The sequence below is a fragment of the uncultured Psychromonas sp. genome (assembly GCF_947489755.1).
Classification (GTDB): domain Bacteria; phylum Pseudomonadota; class Gammaproteobacteria; order Enterobacterales; family Psychromonadaceae; genus Psychromonas.
On sequence record NZ_CANLFB010000002.1, the window covers coordinates 35,950 to 60,838 of the forward strand.

Here is a 24,889-nt window from a genome sequence, read left to right on the forward strand (position 1 = left end):
ATAATAACCTAGAAAAAGAGTAGACCTTCCGGTAGTGAAATAATAAACACTTCACTAAAAAGAAAATAAATGGCGAATACAAATATCCACGCGGTAACGTAATAAAGCGGTTTTTTAATGCGATAATAAATAAGGTAATAAGTGAAGCCAATAAGACTGGCAGGTAAATAACCAACAAGCGTAATCAACACGGCATAACCAATTAAAAAAGTGAATCCAAAGATCGAGTGGCTTGAAACAAGCGTTATTTCTTCTTTTGGTGCTTGCTGTGGTTTTTGTTTTTTCTTGTATTGAATGATTAAAACGCTACATATTATTATTTGAATAATAGCGATGACTGCTGGAAAAAAACCAGCACCGACAGGTGCATCTTGGTACCTAGGTTCTTCAAATTGCGAAATGAGCACTAAAAAAGCGAGGCTCAAAAATATCACTAGGCTTGGGAAGAAAATGTTACGGTTGAGCATAATAAACTCTCTAATAAACACAAATTTGTTAAGTAATATGAAACGGTAAAAGCCAAGGAAGTTACCTTGGCTTTTATTGATACGATTTAACTAATGAAGCTTATTTAATAAACTTACCAAGTAATTCAGTATCTTGTTTTACAAAGTCAGTGAATTCTTGCGCTTTAAGAGGGTGAATAGTCATTGCACCTTTAGCCATGAAGTCTTTGAATTCAGCTGAAGCCATTGCTTGGTCAAATGCATTACCTAAGATTTCAATGATTTCATCTGGTGTATCTTTAGGTGCGCCAATTCCACGCCATGTACCTGTTGTTACATTAAGGCCTTGTTCTTTTAATGTTGGTACATCTGGGATGTAAGAAATACGTTCTTCCGACATAACGCCTAACGCTTTAAGTTGACCTGAGCGTAATTGAGCAATGGCTTCACCTGGCGTTACCATTGTTACTTGTGTGTGATGACCTAATACTGAAGGAATCGCTTCAGAAGAACCGTTATATGGAACTGCATTAAGTTTAATGTCTTGGTCTTGCTCTAATGCCATTAAGTAAAAGTTTGGCGCGGCAGTTGAAGCAAATTTCACTTTACCTGGTGTTTTTTTAGCTTCTGCAATTAAATCATTAACAGTGTTAAATGGGCTATCAGCTGGCACTAAAATAACGGCTGGATCTAAGTTAACCATACGAATTAGTTTGAAATCGTCTGCTGTGTTTTGCATTAGACCCATTTGTGGTAATGAAGCAATTTCACGTGTTACTACAGTAAGCGTGTAACCATCAGCGCGTTGACGAGCACCAAAACTCATACCTACTGCACCAGCTCCACCCGTTCTATTCATTACTGAGATACTTGTACCTAGAATATCTTTAGCGCTGTTTGCTAATGTACGACCTACTGCATCTGTACCACCACCTGCGCCGAATGGCACGATTAAACGTATGTTTTTTGAAGGATAATCAGCTGCAAAAGAGCTTGCTGACATCAGTAAACCTGCGCTAATTAATGCAGTTTTAAGTAGTTTTTTCATCGTTACATTCCTTTTTAGGGGCTAAAAATTGATTTTCAGGTTTAGTGTTATCTTTTAATATTTAGAGTCATTTCAAATTTGTTTGAAAATTCGTTTAATTGTTTGAATCAAAATATTTTTGATAAAGCTTAAATTGTTACGTTAAAGTTTCTGTTGTGTTAAAACTTTAGTAAGCAAAGAATAAAGGAACAAAAAAATTATTAGCATTACATAGGTCACGAAAGCAGGGGATAAAATGTGTGCTCGATCGTGTAATTGGTTTTTTTTCACTATTTTAGAGGCTAATTTTTCAAAATAAACCTCATATAGTCTTATTTTATACTTTTATTTTCGATGGTTTTTTGAACAGAAAAGGGCTGTTTTAGAGTATTTTTTTGTTCTTTTCATTAAAAAAGGAGAATTGGTAAACCAAGTTTTTAATGAAAAATATTTAACTTCATTCAATTTTATTAAATGTGCAGCTAAATTCAATTATCTCTGATTTAGATAGTGCTTACCTAATTCTATAGTTGTTAATTAAGCAATTTTTTTACTAATAGCGGCCTCAATTCATGGTGTGTATTATCAGGTCGGACTGAGTCACTTTGATAAGTCGGCTTAAATATTTTATTTAATAGCGCTTCTGCTGTTAAATTGGTTAACCTGTTTTGTAGTATTATATAAATATATTATTGATTTGTTTTTGTTATCTCTAAATTGATATCTGAGTGCCCTGGGTTATGGAAAAATACATTGTTTATTAACCTTCTTTCTGCGTTAAATTATTTCTAAATAACCCGTTATTGCTTCAATAATTCAGCTTGAACTGCGTAAAAATAACGGGATTTTATAGTCAAAAAATAGGAAAAATATAACCTTATTATTTTAAAAAAGCATAATTTCGCTTTCATTAACCAGAATTGAGCTTGTTTAAGCTGTTATTGAATATTATTTAACATTATCTAAAAAGAAACCTAAACAGAAATAATTAAGGCTCTAATTGTTTGAAATTTGATTGCGTTATTTATTCTGCTTTGGTTATTTGTTGGCGTTTTGTTTCTGATCATAAATTTTCTTTACGTGTATCAAGCTAATTAGTTTTAATACAGGTTTAATCAACAATTGAGCACTACCAACAATAAAGAGCCACGTACCACTTTCAACAAGAGCATCAGAGAGGAAGAAGAAGCTACCAATTAAAAACCACACTGCAATAAAAAAATCGTTTATTGCACCTAAAGCTTCATATCTTCGTTGTGTAATAATATGTTTTTGTCCTAAATCTAATTCCATAGGGTGGTTGTTTGAATTCATAAGACTCCATTAATGTTTAGTTGAATGAGATGATAATAAAAGCGATAAAGCAGATAAGCGTTTGTTAACGTAAAAATATTAATATAAATCGATATTATTCAGTACTATTAAATACTATTTAACAGCATTCAATACCATTGGAGTTTATTTTAAGATCACTTTCGATATTTGTTCATATTTTATTTGACCTTTCCCCTAGGGTAACCTTTATCTTCAGTTTAATGATCACTCTAATAATATTATTAAGTGAGTCTAGACATCATTATATCCATGAAAATATGACAGTATTTAACAACTGACAAATAAAGAGCAGTATTGAATTAATGAAACGGTTTATTATTTTACTTTTAATCATGACGATTCAAGTTACTTTTATACAAAAAGTAATGGCTTCCGTCGCGCTGTCTAAAGGTGAAACTCAATCAGCTAGTTACTGCAAAATGATGATGGATTCTGGTCATTGTAATACAGAGATGATGAGCATGAATGATTGTCAAAATGATTGTGACTTGATGAGTGTTGTTTCTGTGACTCATTTTATCGAAAATAATCAATTGTTATCATTGGCTTATAGTCAATACAATTACCCATCATTTAATATTTCACCTCTTCATTCCCAACCCACTAGTCTCTTTCGTCCTCCTTTATTTAGTTAATCTTTTGAGCCGCGATCTCTCTATTTTTTGAGATGGCGCAATTCAATATTTTAAAAGATTAATTAGTTACCCATTCATTGGGTAAAAGGAAAACAGATGAAAATCTTTAATCTATCTGTGCTGTTATGCACAGTGGTTACATTGCATGTTTCCGCGTTGTCATTACAAGATGCACAGCAGGTCGCATTGCAAGACGATCCTGGACAACAAGTTTACCAAGCACAACAAGCTTCATTAATTGCAAAGGGAAATAGCAGTGCAACATTGGCTGACCCGACAATAAAGCTAGGAGTTGCCAATTTACCAACGGATAGTTTTTCACTCGAGAATGAAGCAATGACCCAATTAACCGTGGGGATTGCTCAACAATTTAGTCGAGGTGATTCATTAGCCATCTCTAAACAAGGCTTTCATTTACAGTCTGAAACAGTTGTTTTTCAAGGATTAGATCGACGTTTGTTAGTGAAAAAAACAGTGCGTGATTTATGGTTTAACATTCTCTTTATTGAAAAATCTATTCAATTAGTCAGTCAAAATAAACAGCTATTTAACAGCCTTTATCAAGACTTAGTATCACAGTATTCATTAGGTCTTATTGAAAATGAAGACCTCATTAATGCCGATATTGAACTGGGATTATTAGATGAGAAACTCGCTAAATTGTCACAGCAATCATTAACTTATCGTAGTTTATTAAGTGAATGGATAGGGCAGCTAGCTTATCAAAAACTATCAACTACTGTCCCTGTTTGGTCTGATACCTTAACTTATATCAAGGCCAGTGAAACACGTAATATAGATCATTATGAATTATTAACTAAGCATCCTAAGGTATTAGCGTTAAAACAAAATATTTTAGTGGCTGACAGCGGTGTTGATTTAGCAAAACAAAACTACAAACCCAGCTTTAAAGTTGAATTAGGTTATGGACACCGTTTATCTGAGTTTGATGACGGCAGTGCTCGCCCTGATTTACTGAGTGGTTTTGTTTCTATGGACCTGCCGATCTTTACTGATCAACGCCAAGATCAGCAAATGATTGCTGCAGTACATAACAAAGGTCAAAAACAAGCGGAGCATCGCCTTTTAATACGTCAACTCAATGCCCAGCTTAAAGCTGAAATTGTTAATTATCAGCAGCTTGCTTCACGCCAATTACGTTATAAAAATAGCTTGTTAAAGCAAGCCAAGTCACGAGCTCAGGCTTTAGTACAAAGCTATCAATCAAATACACGTCCCTTTACCGATGTCATTCAAGCTTATATGGATGAATTGAATCTCTCTATTGAATATCAACAACTCTATTTTGATGGCCTGAAAAGCCTCTCTAAAATTCGTTATTTTCAGGCACTTTAAGGAATAAATTATGCGCACTATATTATTACTGATCGCAGTTTTATCAGCAGGATTCGGCATTGGTTTTTTTGTAAACCAAAGTGGAATATTACATTTAGGAATGAGTGATACAAGATCAAACGAGCAACCTGACATTCTATATTGGGTTGCACCAATGGATGCAAACTATCGTCGTGACAAACCAGGGCAGTCGCCAATGGGTATGGATTTAGTGCCTGTTTATGCTGAAAAAAAGAAAGCTGAGTCTAAAACGGAACCTAAAGTTAAATACTGGGTTGCACCGATGGATGCAAACTATCGTCGTGACAAACCAGGTCAATCGCCAATGGGCATGGATTTAGTCCCCGTTTATGAAGAGCAGGAAAAAGCAGAGCCAAAAATTAAATACTGGGTTGCACCAATGGATGCAAACTACCGTCGAGATAAGCCTGGTCAGTCTCCAATGGGAATGGATTTAGTACCTGTGTATGAAGAAGATAATGGTAATAACGAAGAGGGCACTGTAACTATTTCTCCTGCCGTAGAAAATAACCTTGGCGTACGTACTGCGATGGTAAAAAAAGGTACGTTTGATTTAAATATTAACAGCTTAGGCAGCGTACAAGCGAATCAAGATGCGTTATGGCAAATCAATAGCCGTGTGTCAGGTTGGATAGAGAAATTATACGTTAAGTCGGTTGGTGTTGAAGTAAAAGAAGGGCAAAAGCTATATTCACTTTATTCGCCTGAACTAGTGAAAGCACAAGAGTCGTTGTTGAATGCTGTTAAATTAAATCGTAGTGCATTAATTGGTTCATCAAAAGCGCGCTTAAAGGTATTAGGTATTAGTACTTGGCAAATTAATCAATTGATTAAATCTAGGAAAGTAGCGCAACGTATTGATATTTATGCCCCTAAGAAAGGCACTATTACGAACTTAAACGTTAATGAAGGTGCGTTTATTTCGCCTTCTACCACGGTGATGACTGCCGTTAATTTAGATACCGTTTGGGTCGATGTTGAAGTGTTCGCCGCACAAGTCTCTTTGATCAAATTAGGCGATATGGCGAGCATGACATTAGATTATTTCCCGGGTAAAGAGTGGGTAGGGAAAGTAGGATTTATCTATCCTGAAATGAGCGAAAGTAATCGTACGCTTCGTGTCAGATTACAGTTTGATAACCCTAATCAAATGCTTAAACCTAATATGTTTTCATCGGTTGTTATCACGCCTAAAATGGATGAAGAACGTTTATACATACCACGTGAAGCAGTGATTTATGCAGGTAACATGAATCGTGTTGTATTAGCGATGGGCGACGGTAAGTTTAGGTCTGTACTGGTTAAAGTCGGTATTGAGAATCAACAAACGATCGAAATATTATCTGGTCTTGACGTTGGGCAAAAAATAGTGACTTCGGCACAATTTTTATTAGATAGTGAGTCGAGCATCAGTGCTGATTTTGATCGTATGTTAGAAGAGCAAAATGAGATGGATCAGAAGGCGATGCGTCTTAAAGAAACATCTGATTACTTAAATGGAGAAGATGATTCTGACGACCTAGATAGCTCAGAAGATTTGAATAGCACAGAAGATTTGAATAGCACAGAAGATTTGAATAGCACAGAAGATTTAGATTCAATAGAAGTAGGTGCGCTACAAACATCTCCTTTGTACACTAGCGAAAGGGTGATGACATTATGATTGCTCACGTTATTAATTGGTCGATAAAAAATCGCATCATGGTGTTGTTGATGACCGCTGTGATTGTCGCTTATGGTGTTTTCTCATTACAAAAAACACCGATTGATGCTTTACCCGATTTATCCGATGTACAAGTAATTATTAAAACGACTTATCCTGGTCAAGTACCACAAGTAGTTGAAGATCAAGTGACTTACCCATTAACCACTGCGATGTTAAGTGTGCCCGGTGCAGTGACTGTTCGAGGGTATTCATTCTTTGGTGATTCTTATGTTTATATCATTTTTGATGACGATACAGATATCTATTGGGCACGTTCACGAGTGCTTGAATACTTGTCACAAGTTGCACCGAATTTACCACCACAAGCAAGGTCAGCGCTAGGACCTGATGCAACGGGGGTTGGTTGGATCTTTAGCTATGCGCTAGTTGATAAAACCGGACAACACGATTTAAGTGAATTACGTAGTTTACAAGATTGGTTCTTAAAATTTGAACTACAAACCGTTGCAGGTGTATCTGAAGTAGCTACCGTTGGCGGCATGGTGAAACAGTATCAAGTCCGTGTTGATCCTAATAAGTTACGTGCTTACAACCTGTCGCTCACCACTATTAGCAACGCGATTAAAAGTGCCAACCAAGAATCTGGTGCGAGTGTGATAGAGATGGCTGAAGCCGAATACATGGTACGGACTTCTGGTTACATCTCTTCTATTGATGACCTTAAAACAATCCCTTTACGCGTTAATGAACAAGGTACACCTTTATTATTAAGTGATGTGGCTGAAATTCGTTTAGGGCCACAAATGCGCCGTGGTATTACTGAACTTAATGGTGAAGGTGAAGTGGTCAGTGGTGTAGTGGTGATGCGCTTTGGTGAAAATGCCCAAGGGGTAATCGAAGCGGTTAAAGATAAATTAAATGAATTACAAAAGGGTTTACCTGATGGAGTAGAAATTATTCCAACTTATGACCGTTCTGAACTGATAAATTCAGCGGTAGAAAACCTTTACGATAAGCTACTTGAAGAATTTTTTGTGGTGGTTTTAGTCTGCGCTGCTTTCCTATTTCACTTTCGCTCGTCACTCGTGGTGTTACTCAGTTTACCTGTGGGGATTTTTGTCGCGTTTATTATTATGTCGTGGCAAGGCATTAACGCGAATATCATGTCATTAGGCGGGATTGCGATTGCGATCGGTGCGATGGTCGATGGTGCGATCGTGATGATTGAAAATGTGCATAAACATATGGAAAAAACGGAACTGACCGATGACAATCGTTGGCAGGTTATTGCTAAAGCGGCAACGGAAGTCGGGCCTGCTTTATTCTTTTCATTATTAATTATTACCTTCAGTTTCTTACCTGTTTTTGCGTTAGAAGGGCAATCAGGTAAGATGTTTTCACCACTCGCTTTCACTAAAACCTATGCAATGGCCGCATCCGCTGGTTTAGCGATTACTTTGATTCCTGTCTTAATGGGCTATTTCATTCGCGGTAAAGTACTCCCTGAACATAAAAACCCTTTAAACCGTTTAGTGGTCGCTATTTATAAACCATTTTTAACTTTTGGTTTACGTTTTCCTAAGTTATTGATTGTTTTTGCTTTGTGTTTATTAGCAGTGGGTTTCTATCCGGTAAATAAAATTGGTAGTGAATTTATACCGCCGTTAGATGAAGGCGATTTAATGTATATGCCAACTACTTACCCAGGTGTGTCGGTGGGTAAAGCGCGTCAAATACTTCAGCAAACTAATAAACTCATTAAAACCGTACCAGAAGTTAAAACGGTATGGGGGAAAATTGGCCGTGCAGAAACCGCAACCGATCCTGCGCCGTTAACCATGATTGAAACGACGATTCAATTTAAGCCTAAAAGTGAATGGCGAGCAGGCATGACTAAAGACAAGTTAAAACAGGAACTTGATAGTTTAATTCAGTTCCCAGGGTTAACCAATGCTTGGGTAATGCCAATTAAAACACGTATCGATATGTTAGCAACGGGTATTAAAACGCCTATTGGTATCAAAATCGCTGGTGGAGACTTAGCTGAAATTGAAAAAATAGGTAAACAAGTCGAGCAGATCTTAAAAGACGTCCCTGGCACAGCTTCTGTGTATGCTGAACGTGTTAGTGGTGGACGTTATGTGAAAGTGGATATTGATCGTGAAAAAGCAGGACGTTATGGACTTAATATTGCTGAAATTCAGCAGCTAGTCGCTGTTGCGATTGGTGGTCAAAATATTACTGAAACCATTGAAGGGTTAGAACGTTACCCTGTTAATTTACGTTACCCTAATGATTATCGTGATTCCGTTTCTGCGCTTAAATCATTGCCTATTATTACCCCTTCAAAAATGACCATTAGTTTAAATGATGTCGCTAGGGTTTATATTGAATCGGGCGCACCGATGATAAAAACAGAAAACGCACGTTTAAATGGTTGGATATTTGTTGATATTGAAGGTCGTGATTTGGGCTCTTATGTTAATGAAGCGCGTGATATTGTGAACGACCAAGTTAATTTACCAGTGGGTTATTCATTACTTTGGTCTGGTCAATATGAGTACATGGAAAAAGCCAATGCGCGTTTAGCGAAGGTGATCCCTATTACTATTTTGATCATTATTATTTTGCTTTATTTAGCCTTTAGACGTGTTGGCGAAGTCTTATTGATTCTATCTACCTTACCTTTTGCGTTAATGGGCGGTATTTGGTTGATGTTCATACTTGGGTTTAACTTCTCGATTGCGGTTGGTGTTGGTTTCATTGCTTTGGCTGGCGTATCGATTGAGATAGGTGTGATCATGTTATTATATTTAAACCAATCGTTAGCAACTAAAAGATCGGAACGTCTTGAACAGTTTTCTGTTGTAGATTTAAAGGATGCTGTTATGGAAGGCGCTGGTTTACGCGTCCGTCCGGTGATGATGACGGTAGCAACGGTTGTGATTGGTTTAGTGCCTATTATGTACGGTGACGGTACTGGCTCTGAAGTGATGCAACGAATTGCAACACCGATGATTGGCGGAATGGTCAGTGCAATTATTTTAACGCTATTGATTTTACCTGCTGTATATTTCCAATGGAAAAAAGTAAGCTTACGTCATCAGCTATATATTAAAGACTGAGTGATTACTTAAATTGGTATTTTAGGTTGAAGTTAATTGTTAATCATTAGCTTCAACTTGTAGTTTCCCCCATGACTAAGCCGACTTACTGACAACACATATTTTACAGGACATGACTAACATGATTAAAACTGCGATGACTAGCACTACGAGAATTAAAAGAAACAAACTCGCTTTATCTCTAGCGGCAACATTATTTTTATCACTACCAATGAGCCAAGCTTTTGCTCATGAAGAACATTGTGAGATTAAAGATACTGAGCTAGGCGATATGATGAAGTACATGAAAAGTGAGCTAAGAGCGTATAACAAAAGCTTTAATTCTGAAGACCAAGCAGAGATGAAGGAGCATGCGAATGAGTTATTAAAACTCAGTGCAAAGGCAGAGCAGTTGACACCCGTTGTTATCTCTAAAGCAAGCCATCATGATGCTGATAGCAAAGGTGAAGTAAGTGCAGATCAAAAAGTAAAATTCGCTCTGTATCAAAAAGAGATGCAAGATTTGAACGCAACTTTTAAAGCACTGAGTGAAACCAATGATAAAGTTGAAATTGAAGCTCTGTTAGCTAAAGTAAAGCAACAACAGAAACAAGGTCACAACGCATTTCGTCAGAACTGTAAATAATTAACATCAGTCATCAATGTTAAAAAGTGAGTGTTATTAAAACACACTAAATAGTCTCTAATACCAAATGTGTTTCTGAGGTTTTCTTTGCTTCATAAACACATTTATCTGCTATTTTTAAAATCTCTTTAGGGCTTAATAAACTGATACTTTGGTTTTGAATATTAACGCCACCTATTGCTGATTGAATATGTAGTTTAATCCCTAAGTCCACTAGTGGTAATAAAAAGGCTTCTTTAATTCTGTCTACAAGTTTTAATAAGCTAGGTTTATCGGTGTTAGGTAATAGCATACAAAACTCATCACCACCTAGCCTCGCCAAGGTATCTGTTTCTCTTCTGACTTTATTAAGCTGTGAGACAAAATGCTTAAGTAATAAATCGCCCACCTCATGCCCATAATTATCGTTAACTGATTTAAAAGCATTAAGGTCAAAGAATAACAATGAGAAAGCTTGTTTCTCTCGCTTAGCCTTCTTCAAAGCTTCCGACATTCTGTCATCAAACAAATAGCGATTAGCCGCTCCTGTTAACGAATCATAGTGAGCGAGCCTTTTAAGTCTTTGCGTTAATTTATAGTCTTTTAATAAAGAGCAAATAGCGTGTTCTAAAGAGTGGATCGATAAGCTTGGTTTTACGATAGTATCAATAATAGCGAAAGCATTAATTTTGCTCATAGTATTGTTATAAGCTTCGGTAACCACTAATAATGGCAATTCATGCTCAATAGAGGAAAAAGTCTGGCTAATTTTCGTGAAGTGTTTTGAATAGATTTTATCTTCAATAATCAGTAGTTGGTCGCTATCACTAATGACTTTTATATCTGAAATAGCATCAACAGCCACTTGGTTTATTGTTTCGATGATAAGGTTTGAAACTCGGATAGTTGAAGCTATCCAATAGAAAAAATCATTATCATTAGTGACAACAATTAAATGTAAACGCTTATCTGCCATGGGCTGTTTTCTACTCAATAAAATGATTAAAGAATGCTTATTATGCAGGTTATCGTCATTATAATCATGTTAATGTGCATTTTTATTCATGCATGTTTCTTATAAATATTGTTTATAGAGGTTACTCATAGGTGGCATATAAGCATTTTTATAATGGTTGTTTATCAATAAAAATGGTCGTTTCTCAATAAAAAAGAGGTTTATATAAATTAATATAAACCTCTCTGATCAGTCTTTGCTTTATTTTCTTCGTAGCAATAAACGTCTATTTCGCTAGAAATACCTTTGATGGGTCTACTAATAAACGCTTACCAATGGCTTCTCGTCCAAATAACATTAAATAGTTCATATCAGTACGGTCAGTTAAAGTGATCTCAATGGGCCACGTTTCTTTTCCTAAGGTCATCGCTGTTTCTATTACATAACGCTCTTCAGAGGTTCCGTTAGATGACTTTATTTTACGAATATCACTGAGCACGGCTTTACATGAAATAAGCTTTTTCACGTTATGAATATCAGGGTGAATATCAAACTTCACCCAAGGTATACCAGACTCCATATATTTCACTATATTATCAACATGTAACGACGATGTTTTAGCGCCGGTATCAACACGTACTTGCATATCTTTAATGCCTAGTTCTGGTAATGCAATCGACTCCAAGCGGCCAATAATCATTTTATCTTTAGATTGCATTATTACTTGTCTCCAATTATATGTTGAGGGTTATGCGCATCTTCAGGACGTAAGAAATCTTGTACTGATTCAATGTGTTCATACACCGCTTCATCATCTTCTTTAAAGTAAGCAATATGGAACATTGCCTCGCCTTCTTGTACTAAAGGTATGTTTTGCTGACCGATTAAAATACCCGATCTAGTTGCTTTAACAATCCCTAAAATCTCACCATAAGGGCTGCCAATTTCCGCAAGTTTATCGCCAATCGTGACACGGTCTCCTAATTCAACTAAATGCTTTACAACACCGCTTGCATTAGCGCGTAACCAACCACTGCTATTAGCAATATAAGGTTCTTTTAATTTTCGTTTAGAGGTAACTTTACGCATCATATTAAGGTGACGTAAAACATTCTCTATCCCTTTAATGCCAGCATGAATCGAAAAGTCATCAAAACGTAACGCCTCACCTGCTTCATACAGTAATACTTTAGTGCCATTATCTACAGCGGATTCACGTAAAGAGCCGTCCACAACATTTGAGTGCAAAATCACAGGCACGGCAAATACTTGTGCTAGTTCTTTGGTTTCAGCATCGTTCATATCACCACGAATTTGAGGCAAGTTAGAACGATGAATAGCTCCCGTATGTAAATCAATACCGTAATCACAATGTTTAACAATTTGTGTTAAGAATATATGTGCAACACGCGCGGCTAATGATCCTTTTGCCGAACCTGGAAAGCAGCGATTTAAATCGCGGCGATCTGGCATGTAACGACTTTGGTTCACTACACCGTAAACATTGACCATGGGTACCGCGATTACGGTACCTCTAATAATTTTAAAGTTAGGTTTATTAATTAAACGTCTAATGATTTCAATACCGTTTAATTCATCACCGTGTACTGCCGCACTAATAAAAATGGTGGGGCCATCTTTTGTGCCGCGAATAATTTGTACCGGTAATGAAACATCTGCATCGGTATATAACTTTGCTACAGGCAACTCAATTTTGCACTGAGTACCCGGTAAAATGTCAAAATCGCCTATGCGTAATGTTTTCATGTATTTATCCTTTACCACGTGTTTTATTAGTGATTGTTTTTGGTCTTTTTTCAATAAAATCAAATACCATTCCAGCAATATCCATACCTGTTGCTTTCTCAATACCTTCAAGGCCTGGTGATGAATTTACTTCCATGACCATTGGGCCATTTTCTGAGCGTAATAAGTCAACACCACAGAAATTTAAGCCCATTATTTTAGCTGCATTAACCGCTGTTTCACGTTCTTCTTTGGTTAATTTAACCACAACAGCTGAACCGCCACGGTGTAAATTAGAGCGGAATTCACCTTCTGCACCTTGACGTTTCATCGCAGCCACAACACGGCCGCCGATCACTAAACAACGGATATCTGCACCGCCAGCTTCTTTGATGAACTCTTGCACTAAAATATTTGCTTTTAAACCCATGAAGGCTTCAATGATACTTTCAGCTGCTTTAGCGGTATCAGCAAGTACTACGCCGATGCCTTGTGTCCCTTCAAGTAACTTGATAACTACGGGGGCACCACCTACATTTTTAATTAAATCTTTAATGTTATCTGGTTTATTTGCAAAGCCAGTACGTGGCATACCAATACCTTTACGAGACAATAATTGCATTGAGCGTAACTTGTCACGTGAACGGCTAATAGCAACAGATTCATTGATATTAAAAGTACCCATCATTTCAAATTGACGCGCGACCGCGGTGCCATAGAAAGTAACTGACGCACCAATACGTGGAATAATCGCATCGTATTGTGGTAATTCTTCACCGTGGTAACGAACAGTAGGGCGGCTGCTTGTGATGTCCATATAACAATGTAATGTATCGATAATGTCGACTTCATGACCTTGTGCTTCGCCCGCTTCTTTTAAACGACGAGTAGAATATAGCTTCGGGTTTCTAGATAAGATTGCAATTTTCATCAATATAATTCCTGTGTAAGTATCACTAATATGGGGCGACGAAAACCATCAAGGCAACTATCGCAAATACCGAAAAACCTGAGTTTAATAAAGACTTATGCAACAAAGTACACCTGCTATATTCACTGTTATAAGTGTTTTTAATCTGAACTCAAATTAAGTGCGTGGAGTGTATAAACAAAACGCTATATAATAAAATTAATTGTTTTATGGTCTTTGATTAAAATTTTTGATTAGTGGGTAAGTGCATGAAAATAGAGTTATTAAAAACCTTTTTAGAAGTAAGCCGTTCATTACATTTTCGTATTGCTTCAGAAAATCTATTTATTACTCAATCTGCAGTGAGTGCGCGTATTAAGTTATTGGAAGAAGACTTAGGTGTATTGTTATTTGACCGCAGTAAAAAACACTTAAAGTTAACGCCAGAAGGGCACCGCTTGATTAAGCATGCTAATGAATTAATCTTTATGTGGCAAAAAACCAAACAAGATGTTGGCATAACAGCACAACATTCAATGCAATTAGTAGTGGGGGCGACAAGTACCATTTGGGATATCGTTCTGCAAAACTGGCTACATAAAATCCATCTTAATGTCGAAGATGTTAGTTTATTAACCAGTACTTATAGTGCACCAGAGTTAAGAAAAAGTTTGTTGAACCGCGTTATTGATATCGCTTTTTTGTTTGATCCGACTTTTGTGGGTGAAATTGTGTCGGAAAAAGTTGCCACAGTCCCTTTACATCTAGTCACCACTAACCCTGACCATGTTGATAGTTCTGCTGCGTTAACAGACTTTATTATGGTGGATTATGGGGAATCGATTACTGCACAGTATTTGAGAGAGTTTCAAGATGCACCTGAAGCTAAACATTTTATGAGCCAGCCTAGAATTGCACTTAACTTCATTTTAGATGCTGGTGGGGCTGCTTATTTACCACGACAAATTACCTTTGAATACCTTAAAAGCAATCAGCTTTTTCTTGTTGATGAAGCACCTGTATTTAAGCGTGAAATTTATGCAAGTTATCTTGCGAAGAATCAAAAAATTGACATGATCGAGCAAGTTTTACAGCTTTTTCCACATGTAAGAACCTAGCCTATAACAGCTCTACTATTGTTCATCACTTAGCTTTATTTAATCGCTAAATAGTATGAAAAAAGCCCTAACATCAGTCTCTTTTATAACGCTTAATTTAATCAACTAAGTGTTATGTGAGGTGATATTAGGGCTTCTAAAATTCTTTAAAGGTTTTTTATCGTTTTTCTATAGCAGTAATAAACTACCTAACCCTAAGAACACAATAAATCCGAAAATATCCGTTACCGTGGTTAATACCACTGAACCAGATAAAGCAGGATCAATATTAAATTTACTTAACATCCAAGGAACCCATACGCCCGATAGTGAAGCGATAAGGATGTTGCCTAAGATAGAAATAAAGATAGTCAGTGAGAGTAGTGGATTATCAAACCAAATAAAGGTGATTGCACCGATTACAATGGCCCATAACACGCCGTTAATCGCGCCGACTTTAAGCTCTTTTGCAATAATATCTTTTTTGTTGGCATCATTGATTTGCCCTAATGCTAACCCTCGAATAATTAAAGTAATCGTCTGGCTGCCTGATATGCCGCCCATTGATGCAACGACTGGCATTAAGACCGCTAATGCCACAACTTGTTGGATAGTCGCTTCAAACAAACCAATAAACCATGAGGCTAAAAAAGCAGTAACTAAGTTAATACCTAACCAAACTGCACGGTTTTTAGAGCTTTGCCATACATTACCAAATAGATCTTCTTCTTCCACTAAACCTGCTGCTTGAATTAATTGTGTTTCAGCGATTTGTTCTCTGTAACGATAGGCTGTCGGTAAGTCTAAACGGCCTGTTAAGCAGCGATTTTCATCGATAACGGGTAATGCAGACGTATCTGAATCAATTAATTTATCTGATGCAATCGCAATATCATCATTGCTAGAAATGTATTCAATATCAGTATTAATAAAGCTTTCATATTGTTCTTCATTCTCTGCTTTAAAGACCGCATTAAGGGCTATTTCGCCAATCAAAACGGCATTATCGTCGACAATATAAATAACATCAGTAAAGGTAGGTAAGTTTTTGCTACATACCTTTTTAACGGCTGAAAGTTTCAATTGCTGTGGGATTTGAACTTCCGTAAAGTTTTGCCAATGGCCTACTTCATCTAATGCATAATCACAGGACTTTTTATAAAGACTACGCTGTTTCGCTGTCATTTTACTAACAGCGTAATCGATAAATCGATCATTTAAACTTTCAGATAGTTCTAATAAATCAACCGCGTCTAATTTTGTTAAAAGTGGGAAGCAAAGCTCGTCATCACAAGCATTTAATATTAATTCCCTAGACTCAGGTTTCATCTCAATGAACACATTTTGTTGTGTTTCATCAGTGAACGTCGCCCATATACTCATTCTGAGTTTGATAGGAAATGATTCTAATAAAACAGAAATTTGTTCGTCGGATAATTCTTGTTCTACTTCGAGGATGACTTCTTTAATATCCGTTTCGTTTTCAAAGTAGTTATTAATTTTTTCAATATAATCGGGTAATAATTCTAATGACATAAACCCTCCTTTTTATTGTTTGGGGCTTTTAATTCAGACTATAACGTAGTCATTTATATTGATTGGTCAGGACACGGTTACATTAATTATTTTGTTTTATCAGTTGCTGTTGTTCAAACCACAGCCTCATAAAATCACCTGTTAAACACTGCTCAATTTCTAATGCACGCTCAGTGGGACAGAAAATAGTAAAGATGAGTTGTGTATCGCCAATGTCAGAAGTGGCAACCTGTATGTGCGGCTCTGGGCCTGCAATATGAACATCTAAGCGATTTTCAATGAGCTGGTTGTAGCGGATTGCAACGTCATTAAAGTCGGCGCAATAACCGTGTGCTTTTTCATATAACTCATCTAAAAAAATAAACGGATTAACACTGCCATCTCGTGTGATAGTGAAGTGGTGCATGGCATAACGTTTTAAGAAGTTTAAGTTTTTAATCGACGACGTAATTAACTTACTGTTAGGAACATAAAGCGTTTTCCCAGTGTATTCGTAGGAATCAATATTAACTTCTAATAAGGTGAGTTTTGCCCAATCAATTGAATGTACTTCACCATAATAATCACCGACTTGTATCCAATCACCGATACGAAAAGGGCGGCTAGATACAATATATAAAAATCCGATAAAGCATTGAATAAACTCTCTCGTTGCAATCACAATCGCCACGACAAAAGCGGCAATAGAGATGGCAAACTCATGGAATTCATCTGCCCAAATATTAAAAATACCAATCAAAATTAAGATAGTGATGGTGTTATTTACAATATTCATTTTTAAGCGTTTATTCGATTTACCTTTTTGTTGCAGTAATTTTAAAATATAAATTTTACTGCTCATTAACACTAAAATAAGGGCGATAGTTAAGACACTATTACTGTGGATCAGCGCTTGAAAAAAGGCATTTGTACTTAAATCGATTGATGATATTTTTTCAAACATAATGGGGTATCCGCTTAAATTTTCTATTATTTTTTATCTAACTGTTTTTTATTTTTCTAATTTTAACAATAACTTACTTTATTACTACTGCTAGTTACTTATATCGTTACATGCGTTCACAGATGAATCGTAGTGTAAGGGGCATTAAATAGAGTGTTAAGACTCGGTTATTAACCCAAAGTTGCTTTTTACTTTTTATTTATTAATAGTTAATGAACCATCTATATGCAGGTCTCTTTGTGGATAAGCAACAACAATATTATGTTCTTCAAACAACTCTTCAAGACGAAAACGAATATTACTACGCATTACCCTTAAACCACCTTCAGCGTTAGAGTCTAACCAAAAGGTGACTTCAAACATCAGTGCATTATCACCAAAATCTTCAAAAGTAACCACAGGCGCAGGGCTTTCTACTATTCTTTTCTGATCTGTTGTTGCTTGCATAATAAGTTCAGCTACTTTTTTAGCGGGAGAGCCATAAGCAACACCGACAGTGACGGATGTCCTGACTAAACTATCAATTAATGTCCAGTTAACGACGGTATTTTCTAATAATTTACTATTCGGAATAAGCAAATGAACACCATCGACACGGCGGATACGTGTTGAACGTGTATTAATTTCTTCAACGACACCTTTTGCTGATTCTACTTCTAAAAAATCACCGATGCGTATTGGACGTTCCCACATTAAAATCCAACCACTGATGAAGTTGTTAATAATGTTTTGCGCACCAAACCCCACACCAATCGCTATTGCACCCGATAAAAAGGCAAATGCAGTAATCGGCACGTTAATCAATTCTAATGTTGTGACTAATAGGATAGCCATCGCTATCACATAAAAAACACGTAGCAATAAGTGAACGACATTAGGGTCGACTTTTTTAGAAATTAGGCGTTTGGTAATTAATTTAGCCACCCATCGCGTTAAGAGAATACCTATTAATATAACTGCAGGGATGAGTAATATATGGGACAAGGTAATCGCTTGGCCTGAGATGGTAATGAGTTTGTAAGATAGTATTTCGTTAATTTGTGATAAGTCCATGTAATGTTCCTTTAAGCTCTTTTTATTCGTCAACAAGTTAATTGTATTAGTTTGCGGAAGCCTTCGTTATTTTGGGAGTATTGAACAGTGCTTTAAAGCTTGCTACCTCATTGTTGCTGATACGAATATTGGTACTGTTACTGATATTGTTATATTAGCTTATAAGTCGTTAATATCTGCTTTTATTGGTTCGAGGTGTTAACTCAAAAAGGTAATCGATATGTGATGGCTTGTTATACATGTTTATTTCTTCATATCAATATCAATGAGTGTGGTTAACAAAAAATTAGAAGTATTACGCAGTTATATTCCTTTGCTGGATTTCACTTCAAGCTGTCACCTGATCAGCGAAAATAAGGCTATATTTAAACCTGACAAGAGAGTTGATTGTAAAATACATAATACAATGGCTATCTAAATAATGATGTCTAGTGACATATTTCAACGAATAATTGTTATAAATTTGGAATAAAGTCTATAACCTTTACTGAAACAAAAAAATTTATATTTATCGGCTATGCAAAGGTCATAAAAAGGCATTTTAAAAGATAAGTAAAAGATATTAAAAGGTGACTAACAGCCAAAGGTAGATCACTATACGCCGCGTATTAAGCACTATTTTAATCATAGAAAGAGAAAGTTATGATCAGATGTATGTTATTAAAGTCAGATAAGACATGTACTTATGGTGATGAATCATTAATTGAGATGTGGAAACAAAACCCAAGTGATTCGCTATGGGTCGATTTTGATTCTCATGATCAGCCTGAAGAACTCAAGTTATTGAAAAGTTTGGGTTGTCATTCATTAGCAATAAGTGATGCGCAACGCGATCGTCATCCCCCAAAAATTGAATTATTTGATAACTATATCTTTATGCTTTATCGCGGTATTTATCATCCTGGTGATGATCTCGTGTTTGATCATTTACAGATCGCGATGTTTGTTGGGACTAATATTGTGATTACATCGCATGCTAAAAAATCAATTTCTATTGATAAGTTATTCAGTGAAGAAGGTGAAAAGTATTTAGTAAAAAGCCCTATTACATTAGCCTTAAGAGTTTTTCATTATAGCTGTGGTATTTATTTACAAAAGCTCTTTGAATTTGAAGAAAAATTAGAATCAATTGAAGATCAATTTCAAATGGGTGGGGATGATAAAATGATGCAAGAAATTACCTTGTATCGTTCACGATTAACCAAACTAAAACGTACCTTTAACTACCACAGTAATATTGGCAGCGAGTTGAAGATTCTAGTCACAGATGAAACGCCTATTATTAATCAAGCAGATCTTCATACGGTGACTGACGTGCATGAACGTATTGAACGTTTATTGAGTTTGTCACAGATGCATTATGATATTTGTAGTGATTTAGTGAATGGTTATTTATCTGTTGCCTCACATCAGCTGAATGCCACGATGCGAGTATTGACGGTGATCACTGCGATCTTCATTCCATTAGGTTTTTTAGCGGGACTGTACGGCATGAACTTCGAGTATATTCCTGAGCTAAAAGTCGCTAATGGCTATTATTATCTATTGAGTTTTATGGGCTTCATTTCAATAAGCTTAGTGATGTTGTTTAAGAAAAAACGTTGGCTATAAGCGTATTGTTAGCATCGGTGATGACGTCTAGGTTTAATGAGTTGTTTGGCTAGGTGCTTTATTCGTTCAGAAAAGATAAGAGTAGATGTATTTAATCATCTACTCTTTACTATCAAGACACTTTTGTGTTTGTTCATAATATTCGATTAACCCTTTCCTATATGGATTTATATAATGATTACAGAGCAGTTTATTTGGTTCATTGACAGTCGATTTTATTATCAAACAACGTCATTGGATAAGATGGTTCACCTCATCCCACCTCATCAACAATCGATTAAAATCATCATCGATGCAAGTGCGCAATTAAAGGGGCGTGGTTACTGGCATTTGTTTAATGACAAAGAACTGTTATCAGATGAATTGATGCAAAAAATTGAAACTAAAAAAGTGCAATTAATTAAATTTTTTACCATGAATGCAATTGATGTTGAAATCACTATCAATTCATCAGCTGATTACCTGAAAGTGTTAAATACTGAAGTTAATAATAATCAAAAGAGTCTCGTGGTGATTGAAGATAACGTCGTCGATAAAAGACACTCTATTTTCCAGCGATTAACTGATATCAAAGCACCAGTTTTATTGCTTAATAAGCAAGCTTGGAAATATCCATTAAGCGTGATTGGCGCTGTTGATCCTTTGCATGAACATGCCAGCATTACAACGACTGATAAACATATTGCTGATTTAAGTGAAAGTTGGGCTAGGCAGTTAAAAGCCACTTGGTCAGTGGCTCATTGTTATCATGTGACGTCAGTATTGGTTAAGTATAAAAGTAAAATATTGTCCATGCATCGCGATGGATTGGCTGACTTTGCTAAGAGACATCGCATTCCTACAGGTAAGACTATTTTGTTGGAAGGTGTGCCTGAAGTCGCGTTAGCTTCTTATATAAAAAAGAATAGTAGCAATATATTAGTGATGGGTTTAGTGACAAGAAACAAGCTTGAGCAATTTTGGATAGGCAGTACAACGACGGCCTTATTAACTGAACTGCCTTGCGATATTTTACTCGTTAAAAAATAAAAGAGCCTCAGCCGTTAGCAAAGATATTCTTAACACGACCACTGCAGATATTCTTAACACGACCACTGCAGATATTCTTAACACGACCACTGCAGATATTCTTAATACGACCACTGCAGATAACCTTAGTGGTCGTGAATCAATAAGTGTTTTAAGCGCGGCTAGTTAACGCTAATGCGCCAGACGCACCGACCAAAATGCCACCACTCACTTTATTGATAATATGTAATTTGGCTTTCCCTGTTGTTAATACCTTTTTTGCAGAAAAGGCATACAGCATGACTAAGGTGAAATCTAATAACGCCATGGTCGGACACATGATCGCCATTTGTGGGAAGAGTGGTTGGCTAGTATCGATAAATTGAGGAAAGAATGCAGTAAAAAAGACAATCGCTTTAGGGTTGCCAGCTGCGACCATAAACCCTGAAATATAGAGACGAAGATTAGGTACTTTTTCTAAATCATCTTTTTTATCAACACTTTTAGCGGGGGCAAGTAACATCTTGATCCCCATGTAAAATAAAGTCGCTGCCCCTAGCCATTTGATAATATCAAAGGCGAATTCAGAGTTTGCTATCACCAAGCCTAAACCAATTGACACTAATATCATTTGTATGAAATTGGCGCTGATATCACCCAATACGGTAAATATTGTTCTTTTTAAACCGTAGTTAATAGAGTGAACAATACCTAGGAAAATACTAGGTCCCGGTGTGGCAGTTAAAACTAAACAAGCAACAACGTAAGTTAACCAAACTTCAAATTCCATATTCACTATCCTTTCGCTTTACGACCAACCCTATAAACATCTAATACACTGACTATCCAAATAGCTAACATAATATACGTATAAGTATCGAGTGTTTGCATATCAGAACCTGTCATCAGTGAGTTTGAAATAGCAGTGACATCTAAAGCCGTCTCACCTTGTTGAATTTGCAACACTACTTGGTTTGCTTTAGCCAACATACCTTGAATTAGCAATAATAAAGGAATTGAAAAGCTAATAATAAAGGCAATGCCTACAACATATTTTTTAAAGACAAAATGGCCTAAACCGGGATAAATTAAAGCCGAGACGAGTACTGCTTTTAATGATTTTTTCATACTGTAAACCTACTTTGAGTACCCTTTGATAGTAATAAATCATTATTGTTTCTAATGTGTTATTAAGGACACTATCACTTTATAAATGAAGTATTTTGCGCTCTTATAGTAATAAATCAATAGTATAGGAGTGCTATTTTTACTTAAGAACCCATTATTCATTTCTACTCATTATGTTTCTTTCTAAATTTTATTGTTAATAACAAAATTAACTTAATGAAACGGCGTTTCAATTGTAATTGATGGTGTTTGCTTTTTTGTGTATATTGATTTTTATATTTATGCATTCTGAACGAGGACTTAATATGATTTTAGATTCGTTTCATTTGAAAGAGAAAGTCGCCATTGTCACTGGTTGTAATACTGGCTTAGGACAAGCGATGGCGCTTGGCTTGGCTGAAGCTGGTTGTAAAGTCGTCGGTGTTAATCGTTCGCCAGCCACAGAAACTGCTGAAAAAATGCATGCTGGTGGTCACTCGTTTATTGATTATCGCGCTGACTTACTTAAGCAAGATGATATTCCTGGGATCATTCAGCAAACTATCGACGCATTTGGTCGTATTGATATTTTAGTGAATAACGCAGGTATTATCCGCCGTGAAGACGCGCTTGATTTTTCTGAGAAAAATTGGGACGACGTGATGAATATTAATAGCAAAACAGCTTTTTTCATGTCGCAAGCGGTAGCAAAGCAATTTATCAAGCAAGGTAATGGTGGAAAAATTATTAATATTGCTTCAATGCTTTCTTTCCAAGGCGGGATTCGAGTGTCATCTTATACTGCATCAAAAAGTGCCTTAATGGGCATTACCCGCGCAATGGCAAATGAATGGGCTAAGTTTAATATCAATGTTAATGCCATTGCACCAGGTTACATGGAAACAAACAATACAACAGCATTGAGAGAAGATGAAGATCGTAATGCGGCAATATTAGCGCGTATTCCTGCGCAACGTTGGGGGTTACCTAGCGATATTGCAGGACCTTGCGTATTTTTAGCGTCTGATGCAGCTAATTATATTAATGGTTATACGATTGCCGTTGATGGCGGTTGGTTAGCGCGTTAGCTGTATTAATACGATTGATACAATTAGTACGATTTATTTCCAGCATTCTAATGATACAACCAATATAAGATAATCAGATGATAGATCAGCAAGTTGTTGCTCAAATACTGGGCTTTTTAAGTTTTGCTTTAGGTATTTATACCTTCTATCAAAAAGACGATAAGAAGTTAAAGATTATCATGGTGGTGTTTAGCCTAAACCACATGGTTCATTTCATATTATTAGGCTCTATCGTCTCAGCATTAAGTGCTTTACTCTCTGCGATAAGAACCACAACCTCTATTTATATTTCGTCTACCAAAGTAGCGATTTTATTCATTCTTTTAGGCTTGTGTAGTGGCTTTTATTTAGCGGATAGCATTTGGGATCTTTGGGCTGTATTAGGAATGAGTTTAGGGACTTATGCCGTGTTTGTATTAAAAGGTATCCCAATGCGTATTGTATTTGTATTAGGTGCGATGTGCTGGTTAATCAACAATATACTGGTTGGTTCAATAGGTGGTGTATTATTAGAGGCAACCTTGATTACCGTTAATGTCACCACCATCGTTCGACTATTGCGTGATAACCGCCTCGCTGTTGAACTCAAAGAAAAGGCGGTTGAGCTTTAATTAGTTAATGTCGCTTTTTGAAGCTTATTCCTTAGCGGTTATTACTGCTAACTCAGGTACCATTTCATCTAATAGATATTGTATCGAGAGGTAACTGAAGAATGAAAATGCGCCGCCAACAAGGTCGCCCGTGAAGTATTCTTTTTTATTTTTGTAGAAGGGCATACGCTTTCTAAATACAGCAGTACTCGCACTCTCAATCGTTTCTTTTGAAGCGAGCCAAACCACCACATCATTGTTTAAAATATCCAATCGCTCTTCGCTAAACGAGGCATAAAAAGCATCGCCAGCTATTTGATCAATTTCCTTTGGAATAATAAAACCAAGGTCGATTAAAAATTGCGAGCGTAGGTCTTTAGTCGCATAAGCCCCGGGTTGTTTATTGTAATAAAAAGCAACGGCTGCTGTTTTATTATGGAATTCTGGATGTTGTGCTTTTGTCTTTGCTAATTGTGCTTGTAAAGAGGTGACATGTTGCTCTGCCAATGCTGAAAAACCTAACGCTTTACCAATAATTAAATGGCGAACATACCATGGAATTGTCCAATCTTCATATTTTGCTGGTGGCGCAAGCGTTGGTGCAATAGCATTTAGCTTTTGATATTCCTTTTCATTCATTGCTGAAGAAACACCAATAATGAGGTCGGGCTTTAAAGCCGCTATTGCTTCGTAATCTAAGATTCTAGGTTTGAGTAATATCGGTTTAGCATCGCCTAATTGCGCTTGTGCCCAAGGCCAAACCCCATAAGACTGACTGCCATACCAATCACGGATTGCTAAGGGTTTTACACCAAAAGATAAAATATCATCATGGTCTACATGCCCTACGGAAACGATACGCAGCGGTTTTTTATCAATGGTTAGCGTGCCGTATTTATGTGCTAATTCAATCGGAAAAGCGATCGCACTGACGCTAACCCAAAGACTTAATAAACCAATTATCCATTTCATATTTATTCCTTATTTTATGATTTCTTTACTGCTTTTTTAATACCGCTTTATAACAATC

23 protein-coding genes are annotated in these 24,889 nt (G+C 36.4%); 10 read left to right on the forward strand and 13 right to left on the reverse strand.

From position 1 onward, the window contains the following. Positions 1 to 8: 8 nt before the first annotated feature. From Q0794_RS01360 to Q0794_RS01370, 3 genes are all read right to left on the reverse strand, one after another. Positions 9 to 467 carry a tripartite tricarboxylate transporter TctB family protein gene (locus Q0794_RS01360; RefSeq protein WP_298939609.1) on the reverse strand — a complete coding sequence of 153 codons (459 nt, stop codon included), beginning with the start codon at positions 465 to 467 and terminating at the stop codon, positions 9 to 11. A gap of 100 nt (positions 468 to 567) precedes the next feature. Further along, positions 568 to 1,494 (reverse strand): tripartite tricarboxylate transporter substrate binding protein, encoded by a 927-nt coding sequence (locus tag Q0794_RS01365; RefSeq protein WP_298939610.1) that lies wholly within the window; start codon positions 1,492 to 1,494, stop codon positions 568 to 570. 1,017 nt (positions 1,495 to 2,511) lie between these two features. Then, the gene (locus Q0794_RS01370) at positions 2,512 to 2,787 is read right to left on the reverse strand and encodes a YrhK family protein (RefSeq protein WP_298939611.1); all 276 of its coding nucleotides are present in this window, start codon (positions 2,785 to 2,787) and stop codon (positions 2,512 to 2,514) included. Between the two features lie 323 nt (positions 2,788 to 3,110). Here Q0794_RS01370 and Q0794_RS01375 point away from each other — a divergent pair, with 323 nt between their 5' ends. The 5 genes from Q0794_RS01375 to Q0794_RS01395 all read left to right on the forward strand — a co-directional run bounded on the left by Q0794_RS01375 (position 3,111) and on the right by Q0794_RS01395 (position 10,236). Further along, a complete protein-coding gene (locus Q0794_RS01375) occupies positions 3,111 to 3,443 on the forward strand; it encodes a hypothetical protein (protein ID WP_298939612.1) in 333 nt (110 codons plus the stop codon). A 96-nt stretch (positions 3,444 to 3,539) separates the two neighbouring features. Continuing rightward, a complete protein-coding gene (locus Q0794_RS01380) occupies positions 3,540 to 4,799 on the forward strand; it encodes a TolC family protein (protein ID WP_298939613.1) in 1,260 nt (419 codons plus the stop codon). A gap of 10 nt (positions 4,800 to 4,809) precedes the next feature. After that, a complete protein-coding gene (locus tag Q0794_RS01385) occupies positions 4,810 to 6,483 on the forward strand; it encodes an efflux RND transporter periplasmic adaptor subunit (RefSeq protein ID WP_298939614.1) in 1,674 nt (557 codons plus the stop codon). Next, entirely contained in the window at positions 6,480 to 9,611 is a 3,132-nt protein-coding gene (locus Q0794_RS01390; protein WP_298939615.1) for an efflux RND transporter permease subunit, read from the forward strand. Before Q0794_RS01385 ends, Q0794_RS01390 begins: the two co-directional genes overlap by 4 nt. 121 nt (positions 9,612 to 9,732) lie before the next feature. Continuing rightward, complete coding sequence (locus Q0794_RS01395) at positions 9,733 to 10,236, forward strand: cytochrome b562 (RefSeq protein ID WP_298939616.1); 504 nt, start codon at positions 9,733 to 9,735, stop codon at positions 10,234 to 10,236. 46 nt (positions 10,237 to 10,282) lie between these two features. Here the strand turns inward: Q0794_RS01395 and Q0794_RS01400 are convergent, their stop codons facing one another. The 4 genes from Q0794_RS01400 to rimK form a co-directional block, all read right to left on the reverse strand. Continuing rightward, positions 10,283 to 11,191, reverse strand: a complete 909-nt coding sequence (locus tag Q0794_RS01400; RefSeq protein WP_298939617.1) for a GGDEF domain-containing protein — start codon at positions 11,189 to 11,191, stop codon at positions 10,283 to 10,285. A 265-nt stretch (positions 11,192 to 11,456) separates the two neighbouring features. Continuing rightward, positions 11,457 to 11,888: an ATP-dependent zinc protease gene (locus tag Q0794_RS01405; protein ID WP_298939618.1), complete on the reverse strand. Its 432-nt coding sequence runs from the start codon at positions 11,886 to 11,888 to the stop codon at positions 11,457 to 11,459. Positions 11,889 to 11,890: 2 nt separating this feature from the next. Further along, complete coding sequence (locus Q0794_RS01410; RefSeq protein WP_298939619.1) at positions 11,891 to 12,937, reverse strand: succinylglutamate desuccinylase/aspartoacylase family protein; 1,047 nt, start codon at positions 12,935 to 12,937, stop codon at positions 11,891 to 11,893. Between the two features lie 4 nt (positions 12,938 to 12,941). After that, a complete protein-coding gene (gene rimK, locus Q0794_RS01415; RefSeq protein WP_137297433.1) occupies positions 12,942 to 13,847 on the reverse strand; it encodes a 30S ribosomal protein S6--L-glutamate ligase in 906 nt (301 codons plus the stop codon). A 248-nt stretch (positions 13,848 to 14,095) separates the two neighbouring features. Between rimK and Q0794_RS01420 the strand changes: the two genes are divergently transcribed. Beyond that, positions 14,096 to 14,944: a LysR family transcriptional regulator gene (locus Q0794_RS01420; RefSeq protein WP_298939624.1), complete on the forward strand. Its 849-nt coding sequence runs from the start codon at positions 14,096 to 14,098 to the stop codon at positions 14,942 to 14,944. A gap of 168 nt (positions 14,945 to 15,112) precedes the next feature. Here the strand turns inward: Q0794_RS01420 and Q0794_RS01425 are convergent, their stop codons facing one another. The 3 genes from Q0794_RS01425 to Q0794_RS01435 form a co-directional block, all read right to left on the reverse strand. Continuing rightward, a complete protein-coding gene (locus Q0794_RS01425) occupies positions 15,113 to 16,459 on the reverse strand; it encodes a magnesium transporter (RefSeq protein ID WP_298939626.1) in 1,347 nt (448 codons plus the stop codon). 82 nt (positions 16,460 to 16,541) lie between these two features. Continuing rightward, the gene (locus tag Q0794_RS01430) at positions 16,542 to 17,402 is read right to left on the reverse strand and encodes a mechanosensitive ion channel domain-containing protein (RefSeq protein ID WP_298939628.1); all 861 of its coding nucleotides are present in this window, start codon (positions 17,400 to 17,402) and stop codon (positions 16,542 to 16,544) included. A gap of 195 nt (positions 17,403 to 17,597) precedes the next feature. Beyond that, entirely contained in the window at positions 17,598 to 18,455 is an 858-nt protein-coding gene (locus tag Q0794_RS01435; protein WP_298939630.1) for a mechanosensitive ion channel domain-containing protein, read from the reverse strand. 642 nt (positions 18,456 to 19,097) lie between these two features. On the opposite strand from Q0794_RS01435, the gene Q0794_RS01440 reads away from it, so the two are divergent. After that, the gene (locus Q0794_RS01440) at positions 19,098 to 20,066 is read left to right on the forward strand and encodes a magnesium transporter CorA family protein (RefSeq protein WP_298939632.1); all 969 of its coding nucleotides are present in this window, start codon (positions 19,098 to 19,100) and stop codon (positions 20,064 to 20,066) included. Positions 20,067 to 20,240: 174 nt separating this feature from the next. Then, complete coding sequence (locus tag Q0794_RS01445; protein ID WP_298939634.1) at positions 20,241 to 21,095, forward strand: universal stress protein; 855 nt, start codon at positions 20,241 to 20,243, stop codon at positions 21,093 to 21,095. Positions 21,096 to 21,246: 151 nt separating this feature from the next. Here Q0794_RS01445 and Q0794_RS01450 read toward each other — a convergent pair whose 3' ends face one another. Continuing rightward, on the reverse strand, positions 21,247 to 21,864 hold the full coding sequence (locus Q0794_RS01450; RefSeq protein WP_298939635.1) for a LysE family translocator: 618 nt from the start codon (positions 21,862 to 21,864) through the stop codon (positions 21,247 to 21,249). A gap of 5 nt (positions 21,865 to 21,869) precedes the next feature. Continuing rightward, entirely contained in the window at positions 21,870 to 22,202 is a 333-nt protein-coding gene (locus tag Q0794_RS01455) for a hypothetical protein (RefSeq protein ID WP_298939637.1), read from the reverse strand. Between the two features lie 305 nt (positions 22,203 to 22,507). Here Q0794_RS01455 and kduD point away from each other — a divergent pair, with 305 nt between their 5' ends. Together kduD and Q0794_RS01465 are read left to right on the forward strand one after the other, a co-directional pair. Continuing rightward, positions 22,508 to 23,269: a 2-dehydro-3-deoxy-D-gluconate 5-dehydrogenase KduD gene (gene kduD, locus Q0794_RS01460; RefSeq protein ID WP_298939639.1), complete on the forward strand. Its 762-nt coding sequence runs from the start codon at positions 22,508 to 22,510 to the stop codon at positions 23,267 to 23,269. A gap of 77 nt (positions 23,270 to 23,346) precedes the next feature. Beyond that, positions 23,347 to 23,880, forward strand: coding sequence for a YgjV family protein (locus Q0794_RS01465; RefSeq protein WP_298939640.1), 534 nt, complete (start codon positions 23,347 to 23,349; stop codon positions 23,878 to 23,880). 24 nt (positions 23,881 to 23,904) lie between these two features. Here the strand turns inward: Q0794_RS01465 and Q0794_RS01470 are convergent, their stop codons facing one another. Further along, on the reverse strand, positions 23,905 to 24,831 hold the full coding sequence (locus Q0794_RS01470; RefSeq protein ID WP_298939641.1) for an ABC transporter substrate-binding protein: 927 nt from the start codon (positions 24,829 to 24,831) through the stop codon (positions 23,905 to 23,907). Positions 24,832 to 24,889: the final 58 nt, after the last annotated feature.

Excerpts from the sequence above, each read along its gene's own strand:
- Q0794_RS01405 (WP_298939618.1), bottom strand. The coding sequence starts at position 11,888 with ATGCAATCTAAAGATAAAATGATTATTGGCCGCTTGGAGTCGATTGCA.
- Q0794_RS01365 (WP_298939610.1), bottom strand. The coding sequence starts at position 1,494 with ATGAAAAAACTACTTAAAACTGCATTAATTAGCGCAGGTTTACTGATG.
- Q0794_RS01450 (WP_298939635.1), bottom strand. The coding sequence starts at position 21,864 with ATGGAATTTGAAGTTTGGTTAACTTACGTTGTTGCTTGTTTAGTTTTA.
- kduD (WP_298939639.1), top strand. The coding sequence starts at position 22,508 with ATGATTTTAGATTCGTTTCATTTGAAAGAGAAAGTCGCCATTGTCACT.
- Q0794_RS01470 (WP_298939641.1), bottom strand. The coding sequence starts at position 24,831 with ATGAAATGGATAATTGGTTTATTAAGTCTTTGGGTTAGCGTCAGTGCG.
- Q0794_RS01400 (WP_298939617.1), bottom strand. The coding sequence starts at position 11,191 with ATGGCAGATAAGCGTTTACATTTAATTGTTGTCACTAATGATAATGAT.
- Q0794_RS01385 (WP_298939614.1), top strand. The coding sequence starts at position 4,810 with ATGCGCACTATATTATTACTGATCGCAGTTTTATCAGCAGGATTCGGC.
- Q0794_RS01430 (WP_298939628.1), bottom strand. The coding sequence starts at position 17,402 with ATGTTTGAAAAAATATCATCAATCGATTTAAGTACAAATGCCTTTTTT.
- rimK (WP_137297433.1), bottom strand. The coding sequence starts at position 13,847 with ATGAAAATTGCAATCTTATCTAGAAACCCGAAGCTATATTCTACTCGT.
- Q0794_RS01465 (WP_298939640.1), top strand. The coding sequence starts at position 23,347 with ATGATAGATCAGCAAGTTGTTGCTCAAATACTGGGCTTTTTAAGTTTT.
- Q0794_RS01370 (WP_298939611.1), bottom strand. The coding sequence starts at position 2,787 with ATGAATTCAAACAACCACCCTATGGAATTAGATTTAGGACAAAAACAT.
- Q0794_RS01360 (WP_298939609.1), bottom strand. The coding sequence starts at position 467 with ATGCTCAACCGTAACATTTTCTTCCCAAGCCTAGTGATATTTTTGAGC.
- Q0794_RS01380 (WP_298939613.1), top strand. The coding sequence starts at position 3,540 with ATGAAAATCTTTAATCTATCTGTGCTGTTATGCACAGTGGTTACATTG.
- Q0794_RS01395 (WP_298939616.1), top strand. The coding sequence starts at position 9,733 with ATGATTAAAACTGCGATGACTAGCACTACGAGAATTAAAAGAAACAAA.
- Q0794_RS01435 (WP_298939630.1), bottom strand. The coding sequence starts at position 18,455 with ATGGACTTATCACAAATTAACGAAATACTATCTTACAAACTCATTACC.
- Q0794_RS01420 (WP_298939624.1), top strand. The coding sequence starts at position 14,096 with ATGAAAATAGAGTTATTAAAAACCTTTTTAGAAGTAAGCCGTTCATTA.
- Q0794_RS01425 (WP_298939626.1), bottom strand. The coding sequence starts at position 16,459 with ATGTCATTAGAATTATTACCCGATTATATTGAAAAAATTAATAACTAC.
- Q0794_RS01455 (WP_298939637.1), bottom strand. The coding sequence starts at position 22,202 with ATGAAAAAATCATTAAAAGCAGTACTCGTCTCGGCTTTAATTTATCCC.
- Q0794_RS01445 (WP_298939634.1), top strand. The coding sequence starts at position 20,241 with ATGATTACAGAGCAGTTTATTTGGTTCATTGACAGTCGATTTTATTAT.
- Q0794_RS01390 (WP_298939615.1), top strand. The coding sequence starts at position 6,480 with ATGATTGCTCACGTTATTAATTGGTCGATAAAAAATCGCATCATGGTG.
- Q0794_RS01410 (WP_298939619.1), bottom strand. The coding sequence starts at position 12,937 with ATGAAAACATTACGCATAGGCGATTTTGACATTTTACCGGGTACTCAG.
- Q0794_RS01440 (WP_298939632.1), top strand. The coding sequence starts at position 19,098 with ATGATCAGATGTATGTTATTAAAGTCAGATAAGACATGTACTTATGGT.
- Q0794_RS01375 (WP_298939612.1), top strand. The coding sequence starts at position 3,111 with ATGAAACGGTTTATTATTTTACTTTTAATCATGACGATTCAAGTTACT.